18 protein-coding genes, 1 tRNA gene and 1 pseudogene are annotated in these 25,467 nt (G+C 60.6%); 7 read left to right on the top strand and 13 right to left on the bottom strand.

The genetic code is table 11. The features are described from left to right. Nucleotides 1-3 precede the first annotated feature (3 nt). The 9 genes from KJS28_RS06340 to KJS28_RS06300 all read right to left on the bottom strand — a co-directional run bounded on the left by KJS28_RS06340 (nt 4) and on the right by KJS28_RS06300 (nt 8,508). Complete coding sequence (locus KJS28_RS06340; RefSeq protein WP_213540285.1) at nt 4-1,380, bottom strand: V-type ATP synthase subunit B; 1,377 nt, start codon at nt 1,378-1,380, stop codon at nt 4-6. Further along, a complete protein-coding gene (locus KJS28_RS06335; RefSeq protein WP_213540284.1) occupies nt 1,377-3,149 on the bottom strand; it encodes a V-type ATP synthase subunit A in 1,773 nt (590 codons plus the stop codon). The genes KJS28_RS06340 and KJS28_RS06335 overlap by 4 nt, the downstream gene beginning before the upstream one ends. A 13-nt stretch (nt 3,150-3,162) precedes the next feature. Continuing rightward, entirely contained in the window at nt 3,163-3,471 is a 309-nt protein-coding gene (locus tag KJS28_RS06330) for a V-type ATP synthase subunit F (protein WP_021859198.1), read from the bottom strand. Next, the gene (locus KJS28_RS06325) at nt 3,464-4,459 is read right to left on the bottom strand and encodes a V-type ATPase subunit (RefSeq protein ID WP_213540283.1); all 996 of its coding nucleotides are present in this window, start codon (nt 4,457-4,459) and stop codon (nt 3,464-3,466) included. The genes KJS28_RS06330 and KJS28_RS06325 overlap by 8 nt, the downstream gene beginning before the upstream one ends. A 14-nt stretch (nt 4,460-4,473) precedes the next feature. Further along, nucleotides 4,474-5,049: a V-type ATP synthase subunit E gene (locus KJS28_RS06320; protein ID WP_213540282.1), complete on the bottom strand. Its 576-nt coding sequence runs from the start codon at nt 5,047-5,049 to the stop codon at nt 4,474-4,476. Between the two features lie 13 nt (nt 5,050-5,062). After that, complete coding sequence (locus KJS28_RS06315; protein ID WP_021859195.1) at nt 5,063-5,551, bottom strand: V-type ATP synthase subunit K; 489 nt, start codon at nt 5,549-5,551, stop codon at nt 5,063-5,065. Nucleotide 5,552: 1 nt separating this feature from the next. Continuing rightward, the gene (locus KJS28_RS06310; RefSeq protein ID WP_213540281.1) at nt 5,553-7,502 is read right to left on the bottom strand and encodes a V-type ATP synthase subunit I; all 1,950 of its coding nucleotides are present in this window, start codon (nt 7,500-7,502) and stop codon (nt 5,553-5,555) included. Further along, nucleotides 7,502-7,816: a V-type ATPase subunit subunit G family protein gene (locus KJS28_RS06305; RefSeq protein ID WP_021859193.1), complete on the bottom strand. Its 315-nt coding sequence runs from the start codon at nt 7,814-7,816 to the stop codon at nt 7,502-7,504. The genes KJS28_RS06310 and KJS28_RS06305 overlap by 1 nt, the downstream gene beginning before the upstream one ends. A 215-nt stretch (nt 7,817-8,031) precedes the next feature. Further along, nucleotides 8,032-8,508, bottom strand: a complete 477-nt coding sequence (locus KJS28_RS06300) for a COG2426 family protein (protein ID WP_021859192.1) — start codon at nt 8,506-8,508, stop codon at nt 8,032-8,034. Nucleotides 8,509-8,758: 250 nt separating this feature from the next. Here KJS28_RS06300 and KJS28_RS06295 point away from each other — a divergent pair, with 250 nt between their 5' ends. From KJS28_RS06295 to KJS28_RS06270, 6 genes and pseudogenes are all read left to right on the top strand, one after another. After that, nucleotides 8,759-10,513: a Na/Pi cotransporter family protein gene (locus KJS28_RS06295; protein ID WP_213540280.1), complete on the top strand. Its 1,755-nt coding sequence runs from the start codon at nt 8,759-8,761 to the stop codon at nt 10,511-10,513. 236 nt (nt 10,514-10,749) lie between these two features. Next, nucleotides 10,750-11,224, top strand: a pseudogene (gene tnpA, locus KJS28_RS06290) (IS200/IS605 family transposase). 259 nt (nt 11,225-11,483) lie between these two features. Beyond that, nucleotides 11,484-13,241, top strand: a complete 1,758-nt coding sequence (locus tag KJS28_RS06285; protein ID WP_213540279.1) for an ABC transporter ATP-binding protein — start codon at nt 11,484-11,486, stop codon at nt 13,239-13,241. Next, on the top strand, nt 13,234-14,019 hold the full coding sequence (locus tag KJS28_RS06280; RefSeq protein ID WP_213540278.1) for a YlmH family RNA-binding protein: 786 nt from the start codon (nt 13,234-13,236) through the stop codon (nt 14,017-14,019). The genes KJS28_RS06285 and KJS28_RS06280 overlap by 8 nt, the downstream gene beginning before the upstream one ends. A gap of 170 nt (nt 14,020-14,189) precedes the next feature. Then, entirely contained in the window at nt 14,190-14,414 is a 225-nt protein-coding gene (locus KJS28_RS06275; protein WP_213540277.1) for a DUF896 domain-containing protein, read from the top strand. Continuing rightward, nucleotides 14,407-15,825: a 5-bromo-4-chloroindolyl phosphate hydrolysis family protein gene (locus tag KJS28_RS06270; RefSeq protein WP_213540276.1), complete on the top strand. Its 1,419-nt coding sequence runs from the start codon at nt 14,407-14,409 to the stop codon at nt 15,823-15,825. Before KJS28_RS06275 ends, KJS28_RS06270 begins: the two co-directional genes overlap by 8 nt. Nucleotides 15,826-17,573: 1,748 nt before the next feature. On the opposite strand, the gene KJS28_RS06265 is transcribed toward KJS28_RS06270, so the two are convergent. Next, entirely contained in the window at nt 17,574-18,020 is a 447-nt protein-coding gene (locus KJS28_RS06265) for a hypothetical protein (RefSeq protein ID WP_213540275.1), read from the bottom strand. 83 nt (nt 18,021-18,103) lie between these two features. On the opposite strand from KJS28_RS06265, the gene KJS28_RS06260 reads away from it, so the two are divergent. Further along, nucleotides 18,104-23,203, top strand: coding sequence for a cadherin-like beta sandwich domain-containing protein (locus tag KJS28_RS06260; RefSeq protein WP_213542186.1), 5,100 nt, complete (start codon nt 18,104-18,106; stop codon nt 23,201-23,203). A 113-nt stretch (nt 23,204-23,316) separates the two neighbouring features. On the opposite strand, the gene KJS28_RS06255 is transcribed toward KJS28_RS06260, so the two are convergent. From KJS28_RS06255 to rimI, 3 genes are all read right to left on the bottom strand, one after another. Further along, nucleotides 23,317-23,392: transfer RNA gene (locus KJS28_RS06255), tRNA-Thr, on the bottom strand. A gap of 579 nt (nt 23,393-23,971) precedes the next feature. Next, entirely contained in the window at nt 23,972-24,982 is a 1,011-nt protein-coding gene (gene tsaD / locus KJS28_RS06250; RefSeq protein ID WP_213542185.1) for a tRNA (adenosine(37)-N6)-threonylcarbamoyltransferase complex transferase subunit TsaD, read from the bottom strand. Next, nucleotides 24,979-25,446, bottom strand: coding sequence for a ribosomal protein S18-alanine N-acetyltransferase (gene rimI, locus KJS28_RS06245; protein ID WP_213542184.1), 468 nt, complete (start codon nt 25,444-25,446; stop codon nt 24,979-24,981). The genes tsaD and rimI overlap by 4 nt, the downstream gene beginning before the upstream one ends. Between the last annotated feature and the right edge of the window lie 21 nt (nt 25,447-25,467).

Below are 25,467 nucleotides of genomic sequence, written 5' to 3'. Positions count from 1 at the left end.
CGATCAGTCCTCCTTGGGCAGATACTTATCCACCATGTCGCCCTTGATGCGCTTAAGCTCCTCACGGGGCAACAGGCGCAGCAGCTCCCAGCCCAGATCCAGCGTCTCGGTGATGGAGCGGTCGGTGTCGAAGCCCTGCGAGACGTAGCGCTTTTCAAATTCGTCAGCGAACTTGGCGAACTTCAGATCCGTATCCGTCAGGGCGGACTCGCCCAGAATGGTCATCAGCTCACGGGCCTCCTTGCCGGAGGCGTAGGCAGAGAATAGCTGGTTCATAGTAGGGGCGTGATCCTCACGGGTCTTTCCCTCGCCCACGCCCTTGTCCTTCAGGCGGGACAGACTGGGCAGCACGTCGATGGGGGGCTGAATGTTCTTGCGGTACAGGTCACGGGACAGGATGATCTGTCCCTCGGTGATATAGCCCGTCAGGTCGGGGATGGGGTGGGTCTTGTCGTCCTCCGGCATGGTCAGAATGGGGATCATGGTCACGGAACCGGGGCAGCCCAGCTGGCGGCCCGCCCGCTCATACATAGTGGCAAGGTCCGTATACAGGTAGCCGGGGTAGCCACGGCGGCCGGGAACCTCCTTCCGGGCGGCGGATACCTCCCGCAGCGCCTCGGCGTAGTTGGTGATGTCCGTCAGGATCACCAGCACGTGCATTCCCTTTTCAAAGGCCAGATACTCGGCGGCGGTGAGGGCCATACGGGGCGTGGCGATACGCTCTACGGCAGGGTCGTCAGCCAGATTGGTGAACAGCACCGTCCGATCGATGGCGCCGGTGCGGCGGAATTCGGAGACGAAGTACTCCGACTCCTCAAAGGTGATGCCGATGGCGGCGAACACCACGGCGAAGGGAGTGGAGTCATCCAGCACCTTGGCCTGCCGGGCGATCTGAGCCGCCAGACGGGCGTGGGGCAGACCGGAGCCGGAGAAAATGGGCAGCTTCTGGCCACGCACCAGCGTATTCAGACCGTCGATGGCGGAGATGCCCGTCTGGATGAACTCATTGGGGTAGTCACGGGCGGCGGGATTCATGGGCAGACCGTTGATGTCCAGATACTTCTCCGGCAGCAGAGCGGGGCCGCCGTCGATGGGCTGGCCCATGCCGTCAAAGACACGGCCCAGCATATCCTCGGACACTGCCAGCTGCAGGGGATGCCCCAGAAAACGGATCTTGGAGTCCCGCAGGTTGATGCCGGCGGAGTTTTCAAACAGCTGCACCACGGCCCGGTCGCCGTTGACCTCCAGCACCTTGCACCGGCGCAGAGTGCCGTCGGACAGCTGGATCTCCGCCAGCTCGTCATAGGTGACGCCCTCCACCTGATCCACCACCATCAGAGGTCCGTTGACCTCCCGGATGGTGCGATATTCCTTCATCATTGCTCCTCACCCGCCTTTCGCTCCAGCTCACGGATCTGGCTCTGCAGGTCCGCTTCGATCTTGTCATAGGCGGAGCGCCAAGTGCTCTCCTCCTCGTATTTGGCCCGGCCGATCTCCTCACGGGCCGGCAGATGGGCCAGATCCCGGACGGTGACGCCACGGGTCAGGGCCTGACGCCCCAGCGTCTCATAGCCTAAAATCAGGGACATGAGCCGCTCCTGCCGGTCGAAGCCGGTGTAGGAGTCCACATCCATGAAGGCGTTCTGCTGCAAAAAGTCCTCCCGCAGCATCCGGGTGACCTCCAGCGTCAGCTGGTCGTTGGGACTCAGGGAGTCCTTGCCCACCAGCTGGACGATCTCGTTGAGTTCATTCTCCTCCTGCAGCAGGTGCATGGCGTGGTCACGGTTCTGCATGAACGCCTGTCCCAGATGCTCATCGAACCACGGGCGCAGGGAGTCCAGATACAGGGAATAGGAGTTCAGCCAGTGGATGGCCGGGAAGTGCCGCCGATAGGCCAGCGACGCATCCAGCGACCAGAACACCTTCACGATACGCATGGTACCCTGAGCTACCGGTTCACTGAGGTCGCCGCCGGGAGGCGACACGGCGCCCACCGCCGTCAGGCTGCCGGTGCGCTCCTCGCTGCCCAGACACTGCACCACACCGGCCCGCTCATAGAACTGGGCCAGACGGCTCACCAGATAGGCAGGGTAGCCCTCCTCGCCGGGCATCTCCTCCAGACGGCCGGACATCTCACGCAGGGCCTCGGCCCAGCGGGAGGTGGAGTCTGCGATAACGGCCACGGCGTAGCCCATGTCCCGGAAATATTCAGCGATGGTGATGCCGGTGTATACGGAGGCCTCACGGGCGGCCACGGGCATATCCGAGGTGTTGGCGATCAGCACCGTCCGCTTCATCAGCGTCTCGCCGGTGCGGGGATCCGTCAGCTCCGGGAACTCCCGCAGCACGTCCGTCATCTCGTTGCCACGCTCGCCGCAGCCGATGTAGACCACGATGTCCACGTCCGCCCACTTGGCCAGCTGATGCTGCACCACCGTTTTCCCGGAGCCGAAGGGACCGGGTACGGCGGCGGTGCCGCCCTTGGCCACGGGGAACATGGTGTCGATGACCCGCTGGCCGGTCTGAAGCGGCGCAGAGGGCGGGAATTTCCGCCGATAGGGCCGCCCCACACGGACGGGCCACTTCTGCACCATGGTCAGCTCCTTCAGGGAGCCGTCCGCCAGACGCACCTTGGCGATGACGTCCCGGATGGTGTATTCTCCTGCCTCTGCCACCCACTCCACGGTGCCGTCCATGCGGTGGGGGACCATGATCTTGTGGAGCACCGAGGCCGTCTCCGGCACGGTACCCAGCACGTCCCCGGCCACCACGGCGTCGCCGACCTTGGCCACCGGGGTGAAATCCCACTTCTTATCCTCCGGCAGCGGCGGGGCCTGAATACCACGGGGGATGTGGGCCCCGGCCATGCTGCGGATCTCCTCCAGCGGGCGCTGGATGCCGTCATAAATGCTCTCGATCAGCCCCGGCCCCAGTTCCACGGACAGGGGAGCGCCGGTGGTGACCACCTCCGCACCCGGCCCCAGACCGGAGGTCTCCTCATAGACCTGAATGGACGCCCGGTCGCCGGTCATATTCAGTATCTCTCCGATCAGCTGCTTGGGACCCACACGCACCACGTCCGCCATGTTGGCGTCCGCCATGCCGTCGGCTACCACCAGCGGCCCGGAGACTTTGATTACTTTGCCCATAGTTACGCTCCCTTCAAGTGATGTCTGCGCCCACGGCACGCTCCACGGCGTTGTGCAGCGCAGTCTCCCCCAGCCCAAGGGAACCACCCTTGCCGGGGATCAATACGATGGCGGGGGTCAGCGCCTCCTTATAGCGGTCGATCTCCTCCTGCAGGGGAGCCGCCAGCGCCTCCGTCAGGAACACCGCCGCACAGCCCTCCTCCGCAGCCTTACGGAGCAGATGGCGGGCCTCGGTGCTGTCCTCCACGGTGTGGACCTCCAGCCCCAAAGCCCGGAAGCCCAGCACACTGTCCCGGTCACCGATGACGGCGATCTTAGCCATAAATATCACGCAGCCTTTCCCGGATGGCGTCGGCGGACAGTCCCGCCCGGCGTCCCGTCATGATGGTGCGGACGGCGGTAAGCTCCGCTTCCGCCGCAATGAGATACCCCAGTGCCGTCTCCACGCCGAAGGGGGTGCGGCGGGCCTTGGCCGCCAGACGCAGCACGGCGTTGTCGCACTGCTTTTCCAGCGCCGTCATGCTGCCGCCTCCGGCGCAGATGCCCTCCGCCAGACCGGCGGCCTCCCGCAGAGGCGTGGCGGCATACAGCTCCCGCAGATCGGCAGGGGCGGCCTCCTCCAGCGCTGTCGGAGGAACGCTGCCGCCCTCCAGCAGCACCTTGTGCAGAAAGTCCGGCCCTTTTCTCAGCCGGTGGGCCCGCACGGCGCTGCACAGGTTCACGCCGTCGATGCGGGTGCGGAGATAGTCCGTCAGGGCGGGACAGTCCACCGCATCCGCCAGCCGGGTCAGCTCCCGGAAGCAGGTGCCGTCCAGCACAAGATCGCACTCCTGACCGTTGCCGGTCTCCGCCAGAGCCTGACGGGCCTGCTGTACGGCCTGCGCCGTCTCGGCAGGGAGGAAGTCCCGCAGCTCCCGCTGCCGGTAGTCCGACAGCAGCTGCTCCGGATCCCACCGGCCTCCTGCCATCAGCAGGCGGCGGCAGTCCTCGCCCCGGCTCTTTACCAATACCTTCAGATTGTGATAGTCCGTGGGCAGCCGGAAAACGTCTAGGATCCGTGCATCGGGCATATCCTTGCCCAGACGGGCGAACAGCTCCTCCCGCCGCCGGCCAACGGCCTGATCCAGCGCCGCCTCCGACTCCGGGTCAAAGGCGGGCCAGCCCATCTCCTCCAGCACACGGGCCGCATCCCGGTCCGTCGGAGCCGACAGCAGCTGCTCCCGGCGCTCCGGGGTCAGCAGCCGAGTCTCCCAGCTGTGGATACAGGCGCTGAGATACAGATATTCCGTATCATGATACTTCTTGGTCAAAGGGCAGCCCCCTCTCAGTCAAACAGAATGGCGGCGACCTCGCCGGACATCTCCTGCCGCAGCTGCCGCAGGATCTCCGGGAAGGTGCAGCTGCACTCCACGCTGCCCTGCTTGAGGATCAGCCCTCCGCCGGTGGGACGCTGCTCCGCAGACAGGCGGAAGTGCCGTCCCTGAGCGTTGGCGCCCTCCAGCACCTGCTGCCCCAGCGGTGCGTCCTCCGGGGAGAGGATGATCTCCTCGGTGCCGGCTCCGTTTTTCACCGCCAGCTGCACCAGCAGATGCACATATTTCTCACGGGGCAGCTGCGTCAGCTGCTGCCGGGCCTGTCGGAAGGTATCGTCAATGAGCTGCTGCTTGCAGGCGAGGAGCTGCTCCCGGCGGGTGCGGTCGGCGCCGCTCTGGGCTCTCCGCTGATCCTGCTGGGCATCACGGGCGGCCTTTTCCTGATCCGCCTGGCGCAGCTGCCGGGCCTGGTCCTCGTACTTCTCCGTGATCTCCTGTGCCTGGCGGCGTCCTGCCGCCGTCAGGGCTTCTATCTGCCCCTGTGCATCCGTCTGGATGCGCTGGGTGATCCGTTCCAGTCCCTTCATGGCCTGCTCCGTTTTACAGAATGTTGGTAGCCAGCATGATGGTAGCCACCAGGGACAAAATGGCGTAGAACTCCACGATACCGCAGAAGATCAGGCCCTTGGTGGCGGCCTCCGGGTGCTTGGCCACGATACCCACGGAGGCGGCGGCCACACGGCCCTGGAACTTGGCGGAGAGCCAGCCGCCGATGGCGGTGGGGATGCAGGCGGCGAAGAAGGACATGCCCTGAGTCAGCGTCAGATCTACGGGAGTGCCGCTCATGAGACCTACCTGCAGCAGGACGATGAACAGGGCCACGAAGCCATACAGACCCTGCGTACCGGGCAGCACCTGCAAGATCAGGCACTTGGTGCTCTTGTCGGGATCCTCGCTGACCAGACCGGCGGCGGCCTCACCCACGAGACCGGTACCCTTGGCGGAGCCCACGCAGCACAGACCCACCGTCAGCGCCGCACCCAGAATGGCGAAACCCATGCCGCCGATGGCGTTCAGAAAATCATACATATCAATTATCCTCCTTCATAACTTCAACATATTGTGTTTCTACGGACAGCGGCCTGTAGCTCTTGCCGCCCTCCTTGTAAAACCGACCGAAAAATTCCAGAAACTGCAGACGCATATCGTGGACGTAGCAGCCCAGCAGGTTCAGCGCCAGATTCAGGGCGTTGCCGATGAGGGCAATGACCACGAAGCCCACCACGTTTCCGGTGGTGGCACCCAGCATATTGAACACCTGCGCCAGCACGGCGCCCGACAGCATCAGCGCCATCAGACGCACATAGGAGAGGATATCGCTGAAAAAGCCTGTGACGCCGTTATATACGGCGCTCACCAGCCCCGTGACCTTGCCGAAGCCCTTCTTGCCCCGACCGGAGCCGTATACCAGCATCAGCACGCCGATGACCAGCACCACCGGCACACCGGCCACGCTGCCCACCTTCAGCAGCGCCATGGCCCCGCCGGCCAGAATGACCCACCATGTGATCTCGTCCCACAGGGCGTCGGCAAAGTGGCCGTCCCTGGTTTTCTTCACCACGCTGATGGTCATGCCGGTGAGGATCTGGCTGCCGCCCAGCACCATGGAGCCGACCATGATGGCCATGGTGTCGTTCAGCGGCGAGAAGAGGCTGGGCAGCTCGAAGGTGCTGGCCGGGTCAATGACCTTGCACAGCTGGGGGATGAAGTCCCCGAAGAAGCCGCCGGTGAGGGCGCCGAAAATAAAGGTCACGATGCCGCACCACAGGATCAGCTCGATAAAGCCCCGTTTGCTCTCCGGCGGTCGTGCCTTTTTCAGGTACAGCAGCGGCAGAAAGATCATCAGAAGGCCGTAGCCCATGTCCGCCATCATCATGCCGAAGAACAGGATGAAAAACGGGGCCATGACCGGGTTGGGGTCCACGCCGTCGTAGGCGGGCATGGAGTACTGCTCCGTGATGCAGGTCATGCACCGGGTGAGCCAGTTGCTCTTCAGCGTCACCGGCACCTCCGGATACTCCTCCTCGGTGGGGACCCGCAGATCCCACGCACAGGAGTAGCCCTCCAGCAGCTGCTCCAGCCGGGCGGTGTCTGCCTCCGGCACCCAGCCCTCCAAATAGAAGATATGTCCGTCGGTGAGGAGCCGCTGGCGGTTATCCTCCCGCTGGATCTGCAGCTTCAGCCGGTCCAGACCCAGCCTCAGCTCCGGCTGACGGCCTCCCAAGGCGTCCAGCGCAGCGTCCTCCGCCCGGCGATCCTGCCGGGTTTGCTCCTCCTCATCGTCCAGCCGCTGCAGGTTCTCCTGCACCGTACCGGTGAGGGTACCGAAGGAGGCCGCCGCAAAGCCGAAAGGCCGCAGCACCTCCAGCACTGCGCTCTCCGCCGCCTGATGTACCAGCAGCAGAAGATACTGCTGCTGCGGCGACAGGGATACCTGTACCAGCTCCGCCGGCTGTTCCTCCAGAGCGTTTTTCGCCTGCTGAAGCTCCGAACGCAGGGGCATGGTGCCGGGGATCACCGACAGCTGGCCGCTGCGGTGCAGCTCCAGCGGCACGTCCAGCTCCGCCCACGGCTCCAGCGACAGCCGCTGGGCCTGAATACGCTGAAGCTGGGAGGTCAGCTGCTCCTTGCGGGCCGTATGGCCCAGGATCTCCGCTGCCAGCGCCTGCTGCTGCCGCAGTGCCGCCTCATCCAGAAACTGACTCTGGCTGATGCGGGGGCGGGGGGCAAACAGTCCGGTCTTTTTCAGACCCCGGCTGCCCAGCGCCGACAGCGCCGCCTCCATCTGGCGGGAGGCCTCCCGCCAGCGAACCAGCTCCGCCGGTTCCGGATGCAGCAGCACCGCCCAGTCCGGATCCGCCGCCAGATCCTCCGTCTGCCGGATCTCCAGCCGACCGAACCGCAGCAGCGCATCCATCAGGGACTGCCGCTCCTCCTCCATCGCCAACAGGTGCAGCCGCTGCATTTTCACAATGGCCACTACTCCTGCACCACCCTTCTCAGAATGGTGTCTACCGCCTGAGGCATCTTGGCCCCGGCCCGCTGCCGCAGGGCGTCACAGTCTGCCTGAACCTCCCGCAGCGCCTGCTGCCGGGCTGCTTCGGCGTCCTCCGCCGCCTGCCGGCGGCGCTGGGTCTCCAGCTGCTGCAAGTCCCGGCGTGTCTGTTCCACCAGCGCACGTCCGGAGCGTTCCGCCTCCTCCTGCATCTGCTGAGCCTGCTGGGCCGCCTGACGGACGGAGGCTTCCGTCTCCTGCTCCACCTGCGATACCTGCTTCACCAGCTCCAGATACATGGTCGTCACCGCCTTTCCTTGTGAATGGATCTATAAGCATATGCCGTCCGGCCCTTGTAACGGCCCGTTCGGCAGAGGCTGACTTGAAATTGTCCGTTATCTTAGCACATCTTAATGTGAAAATCAACACATTGTCTGTTAATTTGCAAAAATAATTTATTTGTATAAAAATGGGACTTTTTCTGAATGATAAGAAAAAGTCCCATTGTGAAAAACTATTGTACCACAGCGCCAAAGGCAGACACGCCCAGCACGCTGAGGATGCCCATGATGCACCCGGCCAGCAGCACACCGCCCATGCAGGCCAGCACGCTCTTCTTAAAGCCCATATCCAGCAGAGAGGCCGCCAGAGTTCCCGTCCACGCACCGGTGCCGGGCAGGGGGATCCCCACGAACAGCAAAAGAGCCCAGAACAAGCCCCGGCCGGCCTTCGCCTGAAGCTTTTGGCCGCCCCGCTCACCCTTTTCCAGACAGAAGGTGAAGAACCTTCCGATGACAGGCTTATCCTTGCCCCAAAGAAGGATCTTCCGGGCGAAGAGATAGATAAACGGCACCGGCAGCATATTCCCCACGATGGCAATGAGATACGTCAGCCACAGCGGCATCCCGTAGGCCACGCCGTAGGGGATGGCGCCCCGCAGCTCGATGAGGGGGACCATGGATACCAGAAAAACGATGAGTCCGTGTTTCATATGCTTCCTCACAAGATTGCCGGACCCATAGACCGGCAGCGTAATTTCATGATAGAGTATTATACCATAGTCTGCCCCGTATGACAAGGCTGCATTCCGTTTGCCGGGAAACTTCTGTGGGAGGGGTATAGAACCGCTGCAAATCTTTATGCTTTTTTCCACAAATTATTCCATAGTTTCTGTCGACAGCCGGAGTTTTTTACGTTATACTATATCCTGTTGAATCAAATAAACTGGGAGGGAATGCGTTTTGAGCGTTTCTGATTTCATTTCCCTGCTGGGCGGCGTGGCCCTGTTCCTGTTCGGTATGTCCATCATGGGCGATGCCCTGAAGAAGGTAGCAGGCAATCAACTGGAGCTGGTGTTGTATAACCTCACCAGCACGCCCATCAAGGGGGTCCTGCTGGGGACCGGTGTCACGGCGGTGATCCAGTCCTCCTCCGCCACCTCGGTGATGGTGGTGGGCTTCGTCAACTCCGGCATGATGAAGGTCAATCAGGCCATCGGCATCGTGCTGGGCGCCATCTTGGGCACCAGCGTTACCGGCTGGGTGCTGTGCCTCAGCAACCTCTCCGGCGGCGGCTGGGTGGCCCTGCTGAGCACTTCCACTCTGACGGCCCTGATGGCCACCATCGGCACCCTGCTGCGGATGATCAGCAGGAAGCAGACCACCCGCCATGTGGGGGAGATCCTGCTGGGCTTTGCCGTGCTGATGTACGGCATGACCGCCATGAGCGGCGCCGTGGAGCCCCTGCGGGAGAGTGCGGTGTTCATCAACGCCATGACCTCCTTCGCTAACCCTCTGCTGGGAATTCTGGTGGGCATCGTGTTCACCAGCGTCATCCAGAGTGCCTCCGCCGCCGTGGGTATCCTGCAGGCGCTGGCCGCCACCGGAGCCGTCACCTTTGAAATTGCCCTTCCTATTATCATGGGGATTGCCATCGGCGCTGCGGTGCCGGTGCTGCTGTCGGCGCTGGGTGCCAACGTCAGCGGCAAGCGCACGGCCTTCGTCTATCTGCTCATCGACGTGCTGGGTGTGGTGATCTGGGGCTGCATCTTTTATGCCGTCAATGCCGTGGTGCATTTTGACTTCATGGATACCACCATGACCACCGTGTCCATCGCTCTGGCGAACACCCTGTTCCGTCTGGCCACGGTGGTGGCCCTGATGCCCCTCATCGGCCTGCTGGAGAAGCTGGTATGTATGCTGGTGCCGGACGACTCCGAGAGCAGCCGGGAGCGCCAGAAGATGGACCGTCTGGAGGAGCGCTTCCTGCAGCACCCGGCGCTGGCCATCGAGCAGAGCCGTCAGGTCACCGACGCCATGGCTCAGTGCGCCATGGAGAATCTGCTGGCCGCCATGGCGCTGGTGCATCAGTACAGCGACAAGGGCTTCCGGGCCGTGGCGGAGACAGAGTCCACCGTGGACCGCTATGAGGACCGGCTGGGTACCTATCTCATGAAGATCACCGGTAAGGAACTCACCGCCCGTCAGAGTGAGGAGGTATCCAAGTATCTGCATACCATCTCCGACTTCGAGCGCATCTCCGACCACGCCCTGAACATCTCCGAGGTGGCGCAGGAGATCCACAGCAAGGGCATGGCCTTCTCGGAGGAGGCCAGCCGGGAGCTGAAGGTGATGGAGGATGCCGTCTCCGAAATCCTCTACCTCTCCATCCACGCCTTTGTGGAGGGGGATCTGGCCGCCGCCAGCCGGGTAGAGCCGCTGGAGGAGATCATCGACGGCCTGTGCGACGAGCTGAAGCTGCACCATGTGGACCGTCTGCAAAAGGGCGTGTGTACCCTGAGTCAGGGCTTCGTGTTCAACGATCTGCTCACCAACTATGAGCGGGTGGCGGACCACTGCTCCAATATCGCCGTGGCCATGATCGAGCTGGAGTCTGACGCCTTCGATACCCACGAGTATTTGAAGAGCGTCAAGGATATGAAATCCGACTCCTTCGCCCGCTATTACGAGGAATACAGCAAAAAATTCACTTTGTAAGACATGAAAAAGCACCGACAGAGGACAAGGAAACACCCCTGTAAGGGGGCGGGGAGACAGCTGCCGGTATGCCTGTCGGCAGCCGTCTCCGCATTGGCCATCAAAGACAACCCCCGGCTCTGCCGGGGGGAAAAATAGCCTATGGCGAGGGGAAAAGTAGACAAGAAAAAGTCTCCGAGTTAGAGTAAAGAAAGAGGTTTACCGACCAAAGCTTACAAAAACAAGGAGACTAATACATGAAAGAAGTAGATGTAAGTAGTTTAGAACATACCAGCTGGCGTTGCCAATACCATGTGGTGTTTGCGCTGAAATATAGGCGGATGGAGGTTTACGGAAAGATAAAAGAGGACATAGGGATCATACTGCGGAAGTTGTGCCAGCAAAAGAGCGTAGAAATCATAGAAGCACAAGCATGCCCAGACCACATCCACATGTTGATAAGCATCCCGCCGAAGTACAGCGTATCCCAGATTATGGGATACCTGAAAGGAAAGAGCAGCCTGATGATATGTGACCGACATGCCAACCTGAAGTATGAGTACGGGAATAGACACTTTTGGGCAAGAGGGTATTTTGTGGATACGGTAGGCCGAAACAAGAAAGCGATAAAGGCGTACATAGAAACAGTTGGAGGAGGACAAAATGTCTGACCAGATTAGCATAAAGGAATTTATAGACCCGTTTACGGGTAGTAAGAATCCCAAGGCATAGATAAAAACCCCTTAAAGGGTAGCCCGAGAAAGGAATGCGGTCGGCAGACCTTTCGGGCCCCTTAAGGGGCTTCGTCCGTAATGGGCCCTTATAGGGCCTGGTCAAACCTCCGGCTTAGCCGGAGGTTTTGATTTGCTTTCGATCAAAACTCCCACCGGCCACCGCTTGCTATGCGGAAAAAAACATGGTATAATAAAAAATCAAATCTGCATCGCCTTTTGCGCTGCGGCAAGTATATGAACAGGAGATTCAGCGCACCATGACCACCAAGGATTTTCAGACCAAGCGGCCTCTGGCCATTTTCCTCAGTTATTTCCGGCCCCACCGCCGGCTCTTCGCATTGGATATCATCTGCGCTTTCATGATCTCTCTGGTGGATCTGGCCTTTCCCCTGATCTCCCGTACCGCCATGTACCAGTGGCTGCCCCAGCAGCAGTACCGCACTTTCTTCATCGTCATGGGTATTGTGGTGCTGGCCTTTGTGCTGCGCTCCTTTCTGTGCTTCGTGGTGGGCTATTGGGGCCACACCTTCGGCATCCGGGTGGAGGCGGATATCCGCCGGGATCTGTTCCGCCATATGCAGGAGCTGGGCTTCGACTTCTACGACCGCAACCGCACCGGCCAGCTGATGAGCCGCCTGACCTCCGACCTGTTCGAGGTGACGGAACTGGCCCACCACGGCCCGGAGGATCTGTTCATCTCCGCAGTGACCATCGTGGGCGCCCTGATCGTCATGTTCTCCATCCAGTGGCGTCTGGCGCTGGTGGTGAGTCTCATCATCCCCATTTTCATGGTGGTGGTCATGTACCGCCGCCGCCAGATGAGCGCCGCCTCCCGCGCGGCCAAGCAGAAAACCGGCGTCATCAACGCCGAGATCGAGTCCGGTCTCTCCGGTGTCCGCACCACCAAGGCCTTCGCCAATGAGGAGAAGCAGCAGACCCGATTTGACGGCGCCAACGAGATATTCAAGACCGCCAAGCGTGGCTTTCATAAAGAGATGGGCCTTTTCAACGCCAGCATGGAGTTCTTCATCTGCATCCTGTCCGTGGCGGTCATCGCCGTGGGCGGCTGGCTCATCATGAAGGGGCAGATGGACTATGTGGGGCTCATTACCTTCAGCCTGTATATCACCACCTTCATCAGCCCCATCCGCAAGCTGGCCAACTTTGCCGAGATGTTCTCCAACGGCTTTGCGGGCCTTCACCGGTTCATTGAACTGATGGCCACGGAGCCCACCATTCAGGACGCCCCCGACGCCGTGGAGCTGTCGCAGGTTCGGGGCGAGGTGGAGCTGGATCATGTCAGCTTCACCTATCCGGGCAGCAGCGAGGTCCTTCACGACATCGATCTCACCGTGGCCGCCGGGGAGACGGTGGCCATCGTAGGCCCCTCCGGCGGCGGCAAGAGCACCCTGTGCCAGCTGGTACCCCGGTTCTATGACGTCACGGAGGGCAGCATCCGGGTGGATGGGCTGGACGTGCGGCAGGTGACCCAGCGCTCCCTGCGCCGGGCCATCGGCATCGTGCAGCAGGACGTGTTCCTCTTTGCCGATACCATTCGGGAGAACATCCGCTACGGCCGCCCCGACGCCACCGACGAGGAGGTGGAGCAGGCGGCCCACCGGGCGGAGCTGCTGGAGGATATCCGGACCATGCCTCAGGGCTTCGACACCTATGTGGGGGAGCGGGGGGCCATGCTCTCCGGCGGCCAGAAGCAGCGGGTGGCCATCGCCCGCATCTTCCTGAAGGACCCGGCCATCCTCATTTTGGACGAGGCCACCTCGGCGCTGGACAGCGTCACCGAGGCAAAAATTCAAGGGGCCTTTGACCAACTGAGCCAGGGCCGCACCACCCTCATCATTGCCCACCGGCTCTCCACCATCCGCTCCGCCCACCGGATTCTGGTGGTGCAGGACGGCCGCATTGCCGAGCAGGGCAGCCATGCCCAGCTGCTGGCGGAGAACGGGGCCTACGCCCGGCTGTACCACACGCAGAATCTGGGGGAGAACCATGGATAAACGGGCTCTGTTGGACCGACTGGCGGCAAACGGTGACGAGCGCCTGCTGCTGGGAAGGGTCTGGGATAAATACGAGCAGTGCCGCCGCAGGAACATCCCGGTGGTGACGGGCTTCCTCTCCCCGGCGGAGCAGGAGCTGGTGCGCCGCCTGATGGGGGCGCTGGATGTCCGGGAGGGCTGGCTTCTATGGGGTGGCTACGACACCGCCCAGCGGCGGCAGGCCCACTTCCTGCCGGATTGGCAGACGGAACCGGACTTCGAGGCCGTGGCCGCTCTGCGGGCCACCTTCTATGAACCCAACAGCCTGACCCACCGGGACGTGCTGGGCAGCCTGATGGGGCTGGGTGTTACCAGAGAATCCGTGGGGGATATTCTGGTGGCAGAGCAGTCGGTGGATGTGCTGGTGACGGAGCCGGTGCGCCGCTTCCTGCTGGATAGCTGGGACAGCGCCGGCCGGGTACGGCTGAAGGTGCAGCCCATCGGTCCCACGGAGCTTCAGGTGCCGGAGGAGAAGGTGAAGCTGCTGCGGGATACCGTGTCCTCCCTGCGGCTGGACAGTGTTCTGTCGGTGGGCTTTTCCCTGAGCCGCAGCAAGGCGGCGGAGGCCGTCACCTCCGGCAAGGTGCAGGTGAACTGGACGGACTGGCAGAAGCCGGACCGGCAGGTGGTGCAGGGCGACGTGCTGACTCTCCGGGGCCTTGGTAAGTGCGTGCTGGAGGAAGTGGGGAATCAGACGAAAAAGGGAAGGGTGTTTATCACCGTCAAGCGCTACCTCTGACGGCACCGTCCCGACTGCGGATATCCTGCTGCGGATCATTTTGCTGCGGATGGCTTATTTGGGATATTTTGTGGACATTGCGGATATTTTGGACATTTTGTGGACGTTTTACGGACATTTTTCGGTATATGGATTCGTCCGATTTGGGCGGAAAGGCGGGTAAATATCATATGGATCAGAAGAAGATAGACCGGATCAATGAGCTGGCAAAGAAGGCCAGGACTCCGGAGGGGCTGACTCCGGAGGAGACGCAGGAGCGGGCTGCCCTACGCCGGGAGTATATCGACACCGTGGTGGGGAATCTGGCACGGGAACTGGATAACACCTGGGTGGTGGATGAGAACGGCAACAAGCGCAAGCTGAGAAAGCGGGGAGAGGAGAACACCCATGACTGACAAGGACAACAGCCAGACCGGAGAATATAGCTACACCTATTCTTACAGCTACTCCAAGGAGGGCGGCGAGAAAAACGTCGAGGTCCATACCGGCGGCTCCTCTGCCGCTACGGCCGGTGAGGCTGCGGCCGACAGTACGGGAAAGACAACTGCCGACGAAAGCAGCAGCGGTAAAAGCGCCACCGGGAAAACAACGACCATCAAAAGCACCACCGGCAAGACTACCACACGCTCCCGCAGCACGACCACCAGCTCCCGAAGCAGCACCAGCTCCCGCAGTAAGAACGACAACTCCGGGATAGATCTGGGCTTCTGGATCATGACAGGTATCTTTTTCTGCACCGGCCTGTGGCCGGTGGGCCTGATCATGCTGATTTCCAAGCTGTCGGACCCCAAGCGGCGAAAGGCTGCCGCCAAGACCGCATCCACCACGACCAGGAAGGCCAGTGCCGCCATCCAGAAGGCCACCCAGACGCCCCAATATTCCGCCAAGAGCGCCAAGAGGATGAAGATCGCCGGTATTCTGCTGACCATCGTGGGCGCCGTGGCGTTCTTCAACGGCGTGGCGGATAACCTGTTCTGGCTGGAGGACGGCTTCCAGCTGCACTATGTGAAGTACTTTTTAGAGGGCCTGTTCTATCCCACGGGCCTGTTGGCCGGCGGCATCGGACTGCTGATCGGCAGCGGCTCCATGACCCGCCGTCACCGGCGCTACGCCTCCTATCTGCGGATCGCAGGCAAGCGCAGCAGCATCTCGGTCGCCAGTCTGGCCCGTGCGGCGGAGGTATCCGAGCGCCGGGCGGAGCGGGATCTGCAGGCCATGCTGGAAAAGGGCCTGTGGGGCGAGGAGGCCTATCTGGATCTGGGCCGGGGGATGCTGTTCCGCAGCCATGAGGCGGCGGAGGATCAGGGACGGCAGGAGCGGCAGCGCGAGGCTCCGCAGGTGCCGCAGGAGGCGGAGGAGGGCTACTCCGGGATGCTCCGCAGCATCCGCCGCTCCAACGACCGTATCGCAGACCCGGAGCTGAGCCGGAAAATCGACCGGCTGGAGGAGATCGCCGGGAAGATCCTGAAGCTGGTGGAGGAGGACCCCGCCAAGAAGAATCAGGCAGCCACCTTCCTGAACTATTACCTGCCCACCACGGAGAAGCTGCTGGACTCCTATGCCGACTTCGAGGAGGCGGGGGTCAGCGGCGAGAACCTTACCCAGGCAAAGGAGAAGATCCGCCGCACCATGGACAGCATCATGGCGGGCTTCGAGCGCCAGCTGGATGCCCTGTACCACGCCGACGCCATGGATGTGGACAGCGATATCCGGGTGATGGAGACCATGCTGCGCCGGGACGGCGGCAGCGTGGAGGAGGACTTCGGGCTGGGCGGTACGGCGGTGGCCACGCAGGAGGATCTGTAAAGGCGGGAGATATGTTCTGCCTGCGTCGTCCGGCTGCACCGGTTCCACGGCAAGAAAGGCTTTTTACAAGAGACCGGCATCCCTGCCGGTCTCTTGTTCTATGCGGAGATGGGTTCCCAAGCAAAAAGTCTGTCGAAGATTCCGTTTGTGCCTTCAGCGGTCCATGATCCTTCTCTTTTTTGTTGTCTCCGACGGGTAACTTTCTTTCAATAGCGAAAGAAAGTTATCAAAGAACGCCACTTGAAACCTAAGGTTTCAAGACTTCCTCTTTTGTGTGCAAGAGCTGCATCCTGAATCCCGCCGAAGCAGGGAAGTGGCGTATTTCTACTTACGCTGCCGCTACGTGGGCAGTTGAAGAAGCCTGATGCTCTACCGTGGGGGACGGATTGCCACGGGCGGTGTGAGCGCTGGCTTCGCAATGGTGGGCTATATTTGTGAAGGTAGCTTTCAGCGGTCCATGATATTTCTCTTTTTTGTTGTCTCCGACGGGTAACTTTCTTTCAATAGCGAAAGAAAGTTACCAAAGAACGCCACTTGAAACCTAAGGTTTCAAGACTTCCTCTTTTGTGTGCAAGAGTTGCATCCTGAATCCCGCCGAAGCAGGGAATTGGCGTATTTTCTACTTACGCTGCCGCTACGCTGGGTGGTTGAAAGAGATTTCTGTTCTACTGTGGGGACGGGGAGTGTGAGCGCTGGCTGTGGGAATCCCTACTCCCAACCATAGACCCACACGCCCCTTCGCCGGAGCGGGAGCGGGGCTGTTGCTGAGTCAATTCCCTTGGCCCATAACGAATGCAGCGCTTGGAGGTAAAGGAAGTTTTGAAACCATCGGTTTCAAACGGCGTTTTTTGCATACTTTTTGTCGCTGTTGACAAAAAGTATGCCGCCGGAGGCAAACAAGAAACTACTGCTGGGAAAAGAGGGCCGTCGGAGGCACGGTCCCTACAAAAGAAAATCACCCGCTGGAGCGAAAAAGAAAACCTGCAAAGAGGGAACGGATTCCCACGACCAGCCTGCGGACTGGTCTCGGAATGACGGATTTAGCATATGAGAGAATTTTCAGCGGCCCAATAAAGTCTACACTTCCTTGCATGGTGTCATTGCGAGGAAACCGCCGAAGCGCCGCCTGTGGCGGATGAAGCGAGGTGGTTTCGAGGAAGTGTCCCGATTTTCACGCCACAACGTGGCTGGAAATCGGCTGACACGACGGTGTGTGCTTTTGCCCACTTTTCCAGATGGTGGGAAAAGTGGGCCGTCGGAGGCACGTTCCCTACAAGAGAAAATCACCCGCTGGAGCGAAAAAGAAAACCTGCAAAGAGGGAACGGATTCCCACGACCAGCCTGCGGACTGGTCTCGGAATGACGGGTTTAGCATATGAGAGAATTTTCGGCAGCCCAATAAAGTCTACACTTCCTTGCATGGTGTCATTGCGAGGAAACCGCCGAAGCGCCGCCTGTGGCGGATACAGCGAGGCGATTTCGAGGAAGTGTCCCGATTTTCACGCCACAACGTGGCTGGAAGTCGGCTGACACGACGGTGTGTGCTTTTGCCCACTTTTCCAGCTGCTGGGAAAAGTGGGCCGCCGGAGGCACGGGCCCTACAAAAGAAAATCACCCGCTGGAGCGAAAAAGAAAACCTGCAAAGAGGGAACGGATTCCCACGACCAGCCTGCGGACTGGTCTCGGAATGACAGGCTTAGCATATGAGAGAATTTTCAGCGGCCCAATAAAGTCTGTGCCTTTTTGTGTCAATCCGTTCTCCACGGTAGAATGGCGGCCATTCCGGCGAAAAGAAAAAATAGTGCTTGCTTTTTGTCGCCGGGGCGTATATAATGGGGGCAAGTCAATAAAAGGACAGAGCGTCCGGCGCCTTGTGCGTCGGCGGCGGAATCGGGTGAGAAGCCCGGCGAGTTGGTCACTGTGATGCCTGCTGAGACAGGATAAGTCAGATACACCGAGCTCTGTGCCTTGGTTTTGCCATCACCGAAGCCGAATCGTGAAACGCTTTGCAGCTTGCACGGTCCCGCTTGGATCGTGCTTTTTTGTTGCGCAAAAGCGAAAACAGGACTTTCTGCCATGGGCAGGGGGTGCTTTTCGTGCGGTGCCGGCAGCCACAGGCCCGCATGGAACAAAAACGCAAGCCGAGGGGCGGTCAAACCGTCCATTTCCATAAGGGCAGGAGGGGTTTCAGCCACCCCTCCCGCCTCCTTCTTATGTGTACTGTATTTTTTGGGCATCCGCCTTCAAAATAAATTTGTAAAAGAGAGGACAAAAACGAATGAAGAAACGCATTGTATCGCTGCTTCTGACGCTGGTGATGGTACTGTCTCTGGTACCCATGAGCGTTTTTGCGGCGGACAACCACGACGGACAGGTTCATGTCATCGTGGAGAACACCACCTACCCGGAAGCCGAGGGCGCTCCCTGGGAAGGGACACTGGTGGAGGAATGGATAGATCTGAATGAAGATTCTACCATGATGGGCTGTGTGGTAGAGGCACTGGAAAAGAACGGCTGCGAGCAGACAGGCGCCGAGAACAACTACATCAGCTCTATCGAGGGTCTGGGTGAATTCGACGGCGGCTCCATGTCCGGCTGGATGGGCACCCTGAATGATTGGTTCACCAACCAAGGCTTTGGGGCCTTCACCGTGGCGGACGGAACGCTGGGATCCGGCGACGAGATCCGGATCATGTATACCCGCAATGGCTACGGCGCCGACCTGGGCGGCAGCTGGGACAATCACATCAAGACGGTGAAGGCCCTGACCTTCAGCGCCGGTGAGCTGTCCCCCGCCTTCGACCCGGACACCCATGAGTATACCCTGACGGTGGACAAGGGGACCGACAGCGTGCTGGTCACCCCCACCGCCAGCAACAAGAACTATCAGGTCAGGACCTATGTGGGCGAGACGGAGTATAAGCGCACGGCGATGGTTCCCACTGTGGACGGTACCACCATCACCGTCAAGTGCGGCGACCCCAGCTGGCCCAATATGAACAACGACAATGAGCCGGCACAGGTCTACACCGTCAACGTGAAGGTGAAGTCGGACGACAAGCCTGTTACTCCCGCCAACACCAAGGTGCTGGTTCGGGCGCAGGACGGCGGCGCATGGCTGCACCAGCCCATGGTGAGTGAGCTTACCGGCGGTGAGGCGGAGAAGTACGGCTACACCGACAAGGTGGAGGGCGTTTCCGCTCTGGATGCGCTGGTGGTCTCCCACGAGCTGACCTTCGGCGACGACTTTACCCCGGAAACCGCCAAGGATTTCCTGGAGGTCAGCAGCAGCGGCTTTATCACCAAGCTGTACGGCACGGAGACCTATGTCTGCGGCTTCTATGTCAACGCCGGCTATCCCAATGACGGCACCAAGGCACCCTCCGGCCCCGGCTATAATGGCACCACGGTGGTCAACACCAAGCTCAAGGACGGCGACACCGTGGATTTCTTCTTCTATGCCGACGAGGATGCTTATTCCGACTACTATACGTGGATCGATGTCCCGGAGACCATGGTGACGGGTGAGGCCATCACCGTGACGGTGAAGGGCTTCTATGCCGTGGAGGGCTATCGCTATAAGGATGCTGCGGAGCTGAAGGCCGCTGCCCGGCCCCTGGAGGGCGTGGGTCTGGCTTGGGTGGACGCAGACGGCTACATCAAGCCCATCAAGGATGTTGTGACGGACAAGGACGGTCAGGCCACCTTCACCGTGGGCAGCGAGGCCACCGGCTATCTGGTAGCCCAGAGCGGCGATGACGTGTACGCTCTGATGAATCCCAGCGACTACATCCGCAAGGTGGCGGGCAAGCCCGTGGAGACGCTGGGGCTGACCATCCGCTCTCAGGCGGACAACGCCTATCTGCACAGCATCAGCGAGGTGCAGGTGGCCAGCAATACCGCCGAGAAGTACGGCTTCACCGACAAGGTGGAGGGCGTCTCCGTGCTGGATGCGCTGGTGGCGGCCCATGAGATGGTTTATGGGGATAAGTTTACCCCGGCAACGGCCAAGCAATATCTGGTCATTGATCCCAACACCGATTGGGAGAGCAAGGTCTTTGGCCGTGAGACCGGCTTCCACGGCTTCTATATCAACAACGATTTCCCCACCAATGAGGCAGGCACTGCCCGGCCCAAGGTGACGGATACCAAGCTGCTGGACGGCGATGTGCTGGACTACTTTGTGGGCAGCGACGCCGAGAACCAGAACGACTACTACACCTGGCTGGACGTTCCGGCCACCATGACCTCCGGTGAGGACATCACCGTTACCGTCAAGGGCGTGAAGGCACTGGATCCCGACGCCACGCAGGCCAATGCCCAGCCGCTGGAGGGCGTAGGCCTGGCATGGCTGGATATGACCACCGGCACCATTAAGCCCATTGACGGCGTGGTGACCGATGAAAACGGCAAGGCGACCTTCACCGTGGTGGAGGGTGTGGCGACCGGTTATCTGGTGGCCACCACCGCCACCTATCACACGCATACGACCTATGCGCTGATGAACCCCAGCGCTCCCATCCAGATGGTCACCGGCAACGCACATACTGTGGAGCTGAAGGGCCTGCACAACGCACAGCTGAACAGCCTGAAGCTGTACACCTACAAGGATGGCGTGAAGGGGACGCAGGATCTGCTGTCCGGCATCAGCACCGAGGCGGACGGCTACGGGCTGAAGTACACAGCAAAGCTGGCCTCCGGCACCTATTGGGTGGAGGGCTACGACGCCAACAAGGACTGCAACGGCGGCATGGAGATGGTCATCGCTGATGATACCACCTCTGTTTCCGTACAGCGTGCCTATGAGATCTATGCCCGCAACAGCGGCTGGGTGGCAGGCACCGACTACACCATCGACTATCAGCTGACCACCGCCGACGGCGTGAAGCGCACTGCCACGCTGGGCAGCGGAACCGTTTACGGCAACCTCCGCACCACGGGTATCTTCGTGGAGACGGATACCGTGACGGTGAACCTGATCCCCTCCGAGGAGCACACTGCGAATTACAACGTTGGCACCAAGACCGTTGTCACGAAGGTGGGCGGCGGCGCTCAGTCCTTCGATATCTCCGTACCCAAGGCCTTTGCTGTGAAGGTGACGGCTCCTGCCGGCTCTACCGTCAGCGTGGGTACCTTCGGCAACTACTATACCTATGAGTTCCTCCGTCCGCAGGAGAACAGCATCTCCACTCAGGACGGCGACACCGTCACCGTGACCTATCGGGTGCCGGAGACCAGCCTGAACCACTTCGTTCGGGTGCAGAATCCCGACGGTGTGACCTATTGGGACTTCAACAAGTGGACCGCCGATCAGGATATCGTCGTGACCCGTGCCGATCTGCATATGGACGACGATTTCAACAAGGATACCGTCAGCCGGTTCGATAAGAATACCTACGATCTGGGCAACGTGTATCTGAACATCAACGCCAAGGGCTACATGAACATGAACGCCGGCGACACCTATGAGTTGGATGTGTTCCGTAACTGGCAGGCCATTGAGGGCTTCATGAACGCCAAGATCGCCCTGCCGGATGCCCACTACGAGGTGGTGGACTTCGACGGTAAGCCCAGCGACGTGGTGAGCATCGCTCCCAATGCCGACAACAGCTGCCTGGCCTATATGACCGCCAACCATCAGGGTACGGCGCTGGTGAAGGTCACCTACGACGCCATGACCCATAAGCAGGGGCAGAGCAGCACCGCCGATAAGACCTTCTCCGCCATCTGGCCGGAGTTCACCGGTGTGTTTGTGGTGTCCGTGGGTGCTGACGGCACCGCCATCCAGACCAATATGCTCATGGATCGTATGGATGTCGGCGTCACCAAGGACGAGCAGAAGCAGCTGGATGCCGAGCACGACATCCTGTTCTATCTGGGCACCGACGGCGCCAGCTACACCTTCACTCCGGAGAGCGGCTGCACCGTTACCGTGGCCCGCTCCACCGTGGGTAAGACCATGACCTTCAACGGCTTTACCTCCGAGGGGGTCACCGTGGACGCCGAGACCGGCGCCGTGACGGTGGCGAACCTCACCACCGGCCGCCATATCGTCCGGGTAGAAAAGGACGGCGTGGCCACCTATCAGGTCATCACCGCCCGTGGCGTCAGCTACAAGCTGTTGGACGCCGAGGGCAATGAGCTGCCGGAGAATGCCGAGGTCAAGCCCGGCGAGACGGTGCAGCTGCAGTTTACCGGGCTGGTGAGCCCCAAGGAGAAGATGGCGGGTGTGTATAACCACAACTTCTCCCTGTACTACACCGACGGCGACGGCAACTCCTTCCAGTCCAATCCCGGCAGCTACTACGGCGTGTATGACTTCAGCGGCAACCCCGCCCGTCAGCGCATCTCCATCACCGTTCCGGCGGATCAGGAGGGCCTGACCTATGAGCTGAACGGCGCCATCAAGGTGGGCGGCTACCCCGGCAAGCCCACCCATCGTATCGTGACCTACGCCGAGGGCATGGGGATGCAGCACGGTACCGCCACCGCCAGCGTGCTGGCTCAGCTGCCTCAGGTGACCTTGAAGCTGCCCGGCTATGCCGCCGACGCTGTGGAGAAGCTGATCGATGCTATCGGTACGGTGACCCTCGACAGCGAGGAGGCTATCAAGGCTGCCCGTGGTGCTTATGATGCTCTGACCGAGGAGCAGAAGGCTCAGGTGGGGAACTACCAGACCCTGCTGGACGCCGAGGCCAAGCTGGCCGACCTGAAGGCTGTCGACGCTGTGGAGAAGCTGATCGATGCCATCGGTACGGTGACCCTCGACAGCGAGGAGGCTATCAAGGCTGCCCGTGACGCTTATGATGCTCTGACCGATGCCCAGAAGGAACTGGTGGGGAACTACCAGACCCTGCTGGACGCCGAGGCCAAGCTGGCTGATCTGAAGGCTGTCGACGCTGTGGAGAAGCTGATCGATGCCATCGGTACGGTGACCCTCGACAGCGAGGAGGCTATCAAGGCTGCCCGTGACGCTTATGATGCTCTGACCGATGCCCAGAAGGAACTGGTGGGGAACTACCAGACCCTGCTGGACGCCGAGGCCAAGCTGGCTGATCTGAAGGCTGCCGACGCTGTGGAGAAGCTGATCGATGCCATCGGCACGGTGACCCTCGACAGCGAGGAGGCTATCAAGGCTGCCCGTGATGCTTATGATGCTCTGACCGACGCACAGAAGGAGCAGGTGGGGAACTACCAGACCCTGCTGGGCGCCGAGGCGAAGCTGGCCCAGCTGAAGAAGGATGCTGAAAAGCCCTCTCAGCCGGAGCAGCCTGATAAGCCCGCTACCGGCGATGCCGGTGTGGCGCTGTGGCTGACGGTCATGTGCATGACCACTCTGCTGGGCGCTGCTCTGGTGGGCAAGAAGCGCAAGGCGTAACCTAAAGCGAATAAGAAGTCCCCGGCCAGTGGCCGGGGGCTTCTTGCTGCATAGGTTGCAGCCAAAAGAGAATATAAAAAGAAGGCATCTGCATTTGGACAGATGCCTTCTTTTGGAGCTTGTGGCCGGACTCGAACCGGCGACCTGCTCATTACGAGTGAGCTGCTCTACCAACTGAGCCACACAAGCAAAATAGGAGGGTGGGGCTATATACTGCACCGCACGCAGGGCACAGCCACGCCTTGTATTGTGCCACATTTTCGGGGATTTGTCAACTAAAAATTCCGGGGTGAATAATACATAACGTAATCGGCACCAAAGTTTTGCGACAAAAGAAACCCCGGTGCGTACAGAATCCACAAAGCCCGTCCAAAACACCCCAAAAGCCCCTTTGGAAAATGGTGCGGAAAAGAGGAGAGAATCCATGAAAAACCGGACTTTTTTACACGGCGACAGGATGGGGGAGGATTCGCCTGAGTTTTACATAATTCATTTGTAAATAAACCTTTACAAAGAGTTATTCACATTATCCACAGACTTTTCCACACCGGAAAAAACCTTGTCGGAAAAAGGTTTTCCACATTATGCACCGGTTTTTCCACAGGGCGCAAACGCAGTTTTACACCGGAACAGAAAGGTGAATATAATTTACATAATGTAAAAATGTAAAGGCGTTTTTCCTGTGAGTAGACGGGGAGTTACCATAACTTGGAGAGAGCCGAAAAGAAGGGGAGCGGCCATACAGAGGTCGCTCCCTTTCGTGCAATTTTATCCACGATCCAGATCCCGTGTGGCGTAGGCGTTCAGGGAGAGATCCGCCGTATGTCCCGCCAGATACTCATAGTAGCCCTGTGCGCCGATCATAGCCCCGTTATCGCCGCACAGCCGCAGAGGCGGCAGGTACAGCCGGCAGCCCGCCTGACGGCAGGCCCGCTCCAGATCGCCCCGGATGATGGAGTTGGCGGCCACGCCTCCGGCGGCCACGATGGTGCGCCGTCCGGTACGGCGGGCGGCCTCCATGGCACGGGGGACCAGCTCGTCGCTGACGGCCTGTGTGAAGTCACGGGCCAGCGCCGCAGCATCCAGAGGCTCGCCCTTTTGCTGGGCATTGTGGGCCAGATTCACCACCGCCGTTTTCAGACCCGAAAAACTCATATCCAGTTCCGCTCCCTCCACATGGACACGAGGCAGGGTATACTTGCCGCCGGGGGACTGCTGGGCCAGAGCATCCATGGGCTTGCCGCCGGGGTAGGGCAGGCCCAGCACACGGGCCGCCTTGTCGAAGCACTCACCGGCAGCGTCGTCCCGTGTGGCCCCTAAGATCGCCATGTCCGTATAGTCCCGGACATCTACGATGAGGGTGTTGCCGCCGGAGATGGCCAGCGCCAGAAAGGGTGGCTCCAGCTCCGGGAAGGCCAGATAGTTGGCGGCAATGTGGCCACGGACGTGGTGGACCGGGATCAGCGGCACGTCCAGCGCATAGGCCACGGACTTGGCGAAGCTGACCCCCACCAGCACGGCGCCGATGAGGCCGGGGGCATAGGTGACGGCCACGGCGTCCACGTCGCTCTTGGTGAGCCCGGCATCGGACAGCGCCTGATCCGTCAGGCCGGCAATGGCCTCCACGTGCTTGCGGGAGGCGATCTCCGGCACGACGCCGCCGTAGAGGGCGTGCATATCCGCCTGAGAGAGGATGGCGTCGGAGAGGACCGTGCGTCCGTCCCGCACCACTGCCACGGCAGTCTCGTCGCAGGAGGATTCAAAGGCCAGAATGTTCATTGTGCCGCCTCCTCGTCAAAACGCCGGGTGAGGATCAGGGCATCCTCCTTGGGGAGGTCATAGTAGTTCTTGCGGCGGCCAGCCTCCTGAAAGTCGAAGCCCTGATACAGGGCGATGGCGGCGGTGTTGGAGGGGCGTACCTCCAACGTCAGAAAGGCCAGATGGTTGGCCTCAGCGAAGTTGAGAAAGACCTGCAGCAGCTGCCCGGCGATGCCCCGGCGGCGCTGTTCCGGGAACACCGCCACGTTGGTGATATAGCCCTCGTCGGCAGCCACCAGCAGCCCGGTATAGCCCAGCACGTCGCCGGTGACGGCGTCCTCCGCCACCAGAAAGGCAGCGCACTGGTTTTCCAGCTCCTCCGCCAGCATCTTCCGGGACCAGGGGCGGGAGAAGCAGATGCGCTCCAGTCGCTCCAGCGACTCCAGATGGTCGGCGTTCATGGGTACGATCTTGATGTTGTTCATAGGATGACCTCGATATCTGTC

Source organism: Vescimonas coprocola (assembly GCF_018408575.1).
Lineage (GTDB): Bacteria > Bacillota > Clostridia > Oscillospirales > Oscillospiraceae > Vescimonas > Vescimonas coprocola.
The sequence above is the reverse complement of the archived record's forward strand: the minus strand, read 5'-3'. Positions and strand labels throughout refer to the sequence as shown.

Bases quoted from the DNA above. Each gene is read 5' to 3' on its own strand.
- KJS28_RS06340 (WP_213540285.1), bottom strand. From the start codon at position 1,380: ATGATGAAGGAATATCGCACCATCCGGGAGGTCAACGGACCTCTGATG.
- KJS28_RS06335 (WP_213540284.1), bottom strand. From the start codon at position 3,149: ATGGGCAAAGTAATCAAAGTCTCCGGGCCGCTGGTGGTAGCCGACGGC.
- KJS28_RS06330 (WP_021859198.1), bottom strand. From the start codon at position 3,471: ATGGCTAAGATCGCCGTCATCGGTGACCGGGACAGTGTGCTGGGCTTC.
- KJS28_RS06320 (WP_213540282.1), bottom strand. From the start codon at position 5,049: ATGAAGGGACTGGAACGGATCACCCAGCGCATCCAGACGGATGCACAG.
- KJS28_RS06315 (WP_021859195.1), bottom strand. From the start codon at position 5,551: ATGTATGATTTTCTGAACGCCATCGGCGGCATGGGTTTCGCCATTCTG.
- KJS28_RS06305 (WP_021859193.1), bottom strand. From the start codon at position 7,816: ATGTATCTGGAGCTGGTGAAGCAGGTATCGCAGGTGGAGCAGGAGACG.
- KJS28_RS06300 (WP_021859192.1), bottom strand. From the start codon at position 8,508: ATGAAACACGGACTCATCGTTTTTCTGGTATCCATGGTCCCCCTCATC.
- KJS28_RS06285 (WP_213540279.1), top strand. From the start codon at position 11,484: ATGACCACCAAGGATTTTCAGACCAAGCGGCCTCTGGCCATTTTCCTC.
- KJS28_RS06280 (WP_213540278.1), top strand. From the start codon at position 13,234: ATGGATAAACGGGCTCTGTTGGACCGACTGGCGGCAAACGGTGACGAG.
- KJS28_RS06275 (WP_213540277.1), top strand. From the start codon at position 14,190: ATGGATCAGAAGAAGATAGACCGGATCAATGAGCTGGCAAAGAAGGCC.
- KJS28_RS06270 (WP_213540276.1), top strand. From the start codon at position 14,407: ATGACTGACAAGGACAACAGCCAGACCGGAGAATATAGCTACACCTAT.
- KJS28_RS06260 (WP_213542186.1), top strand. From the start codon at position 18,104: ATGAAGAAACGCATTGTATCGCTGCTTCTGACGCTGGTGATGGTACTG.
- tsaD (WP_213542185.1), bottom strand. From the start codon at position 24,982: ATGAACATTCTGGCCTTTGAATCCTCCTGCGACGAGACTGCCGTGGCA.
- rimI (WP_213542184.1), bottom strand. From the start codon at position 25,446: ATGAACAACATCAAGATCGTACCCATGAACGCCGACCATCTGGAGTCG.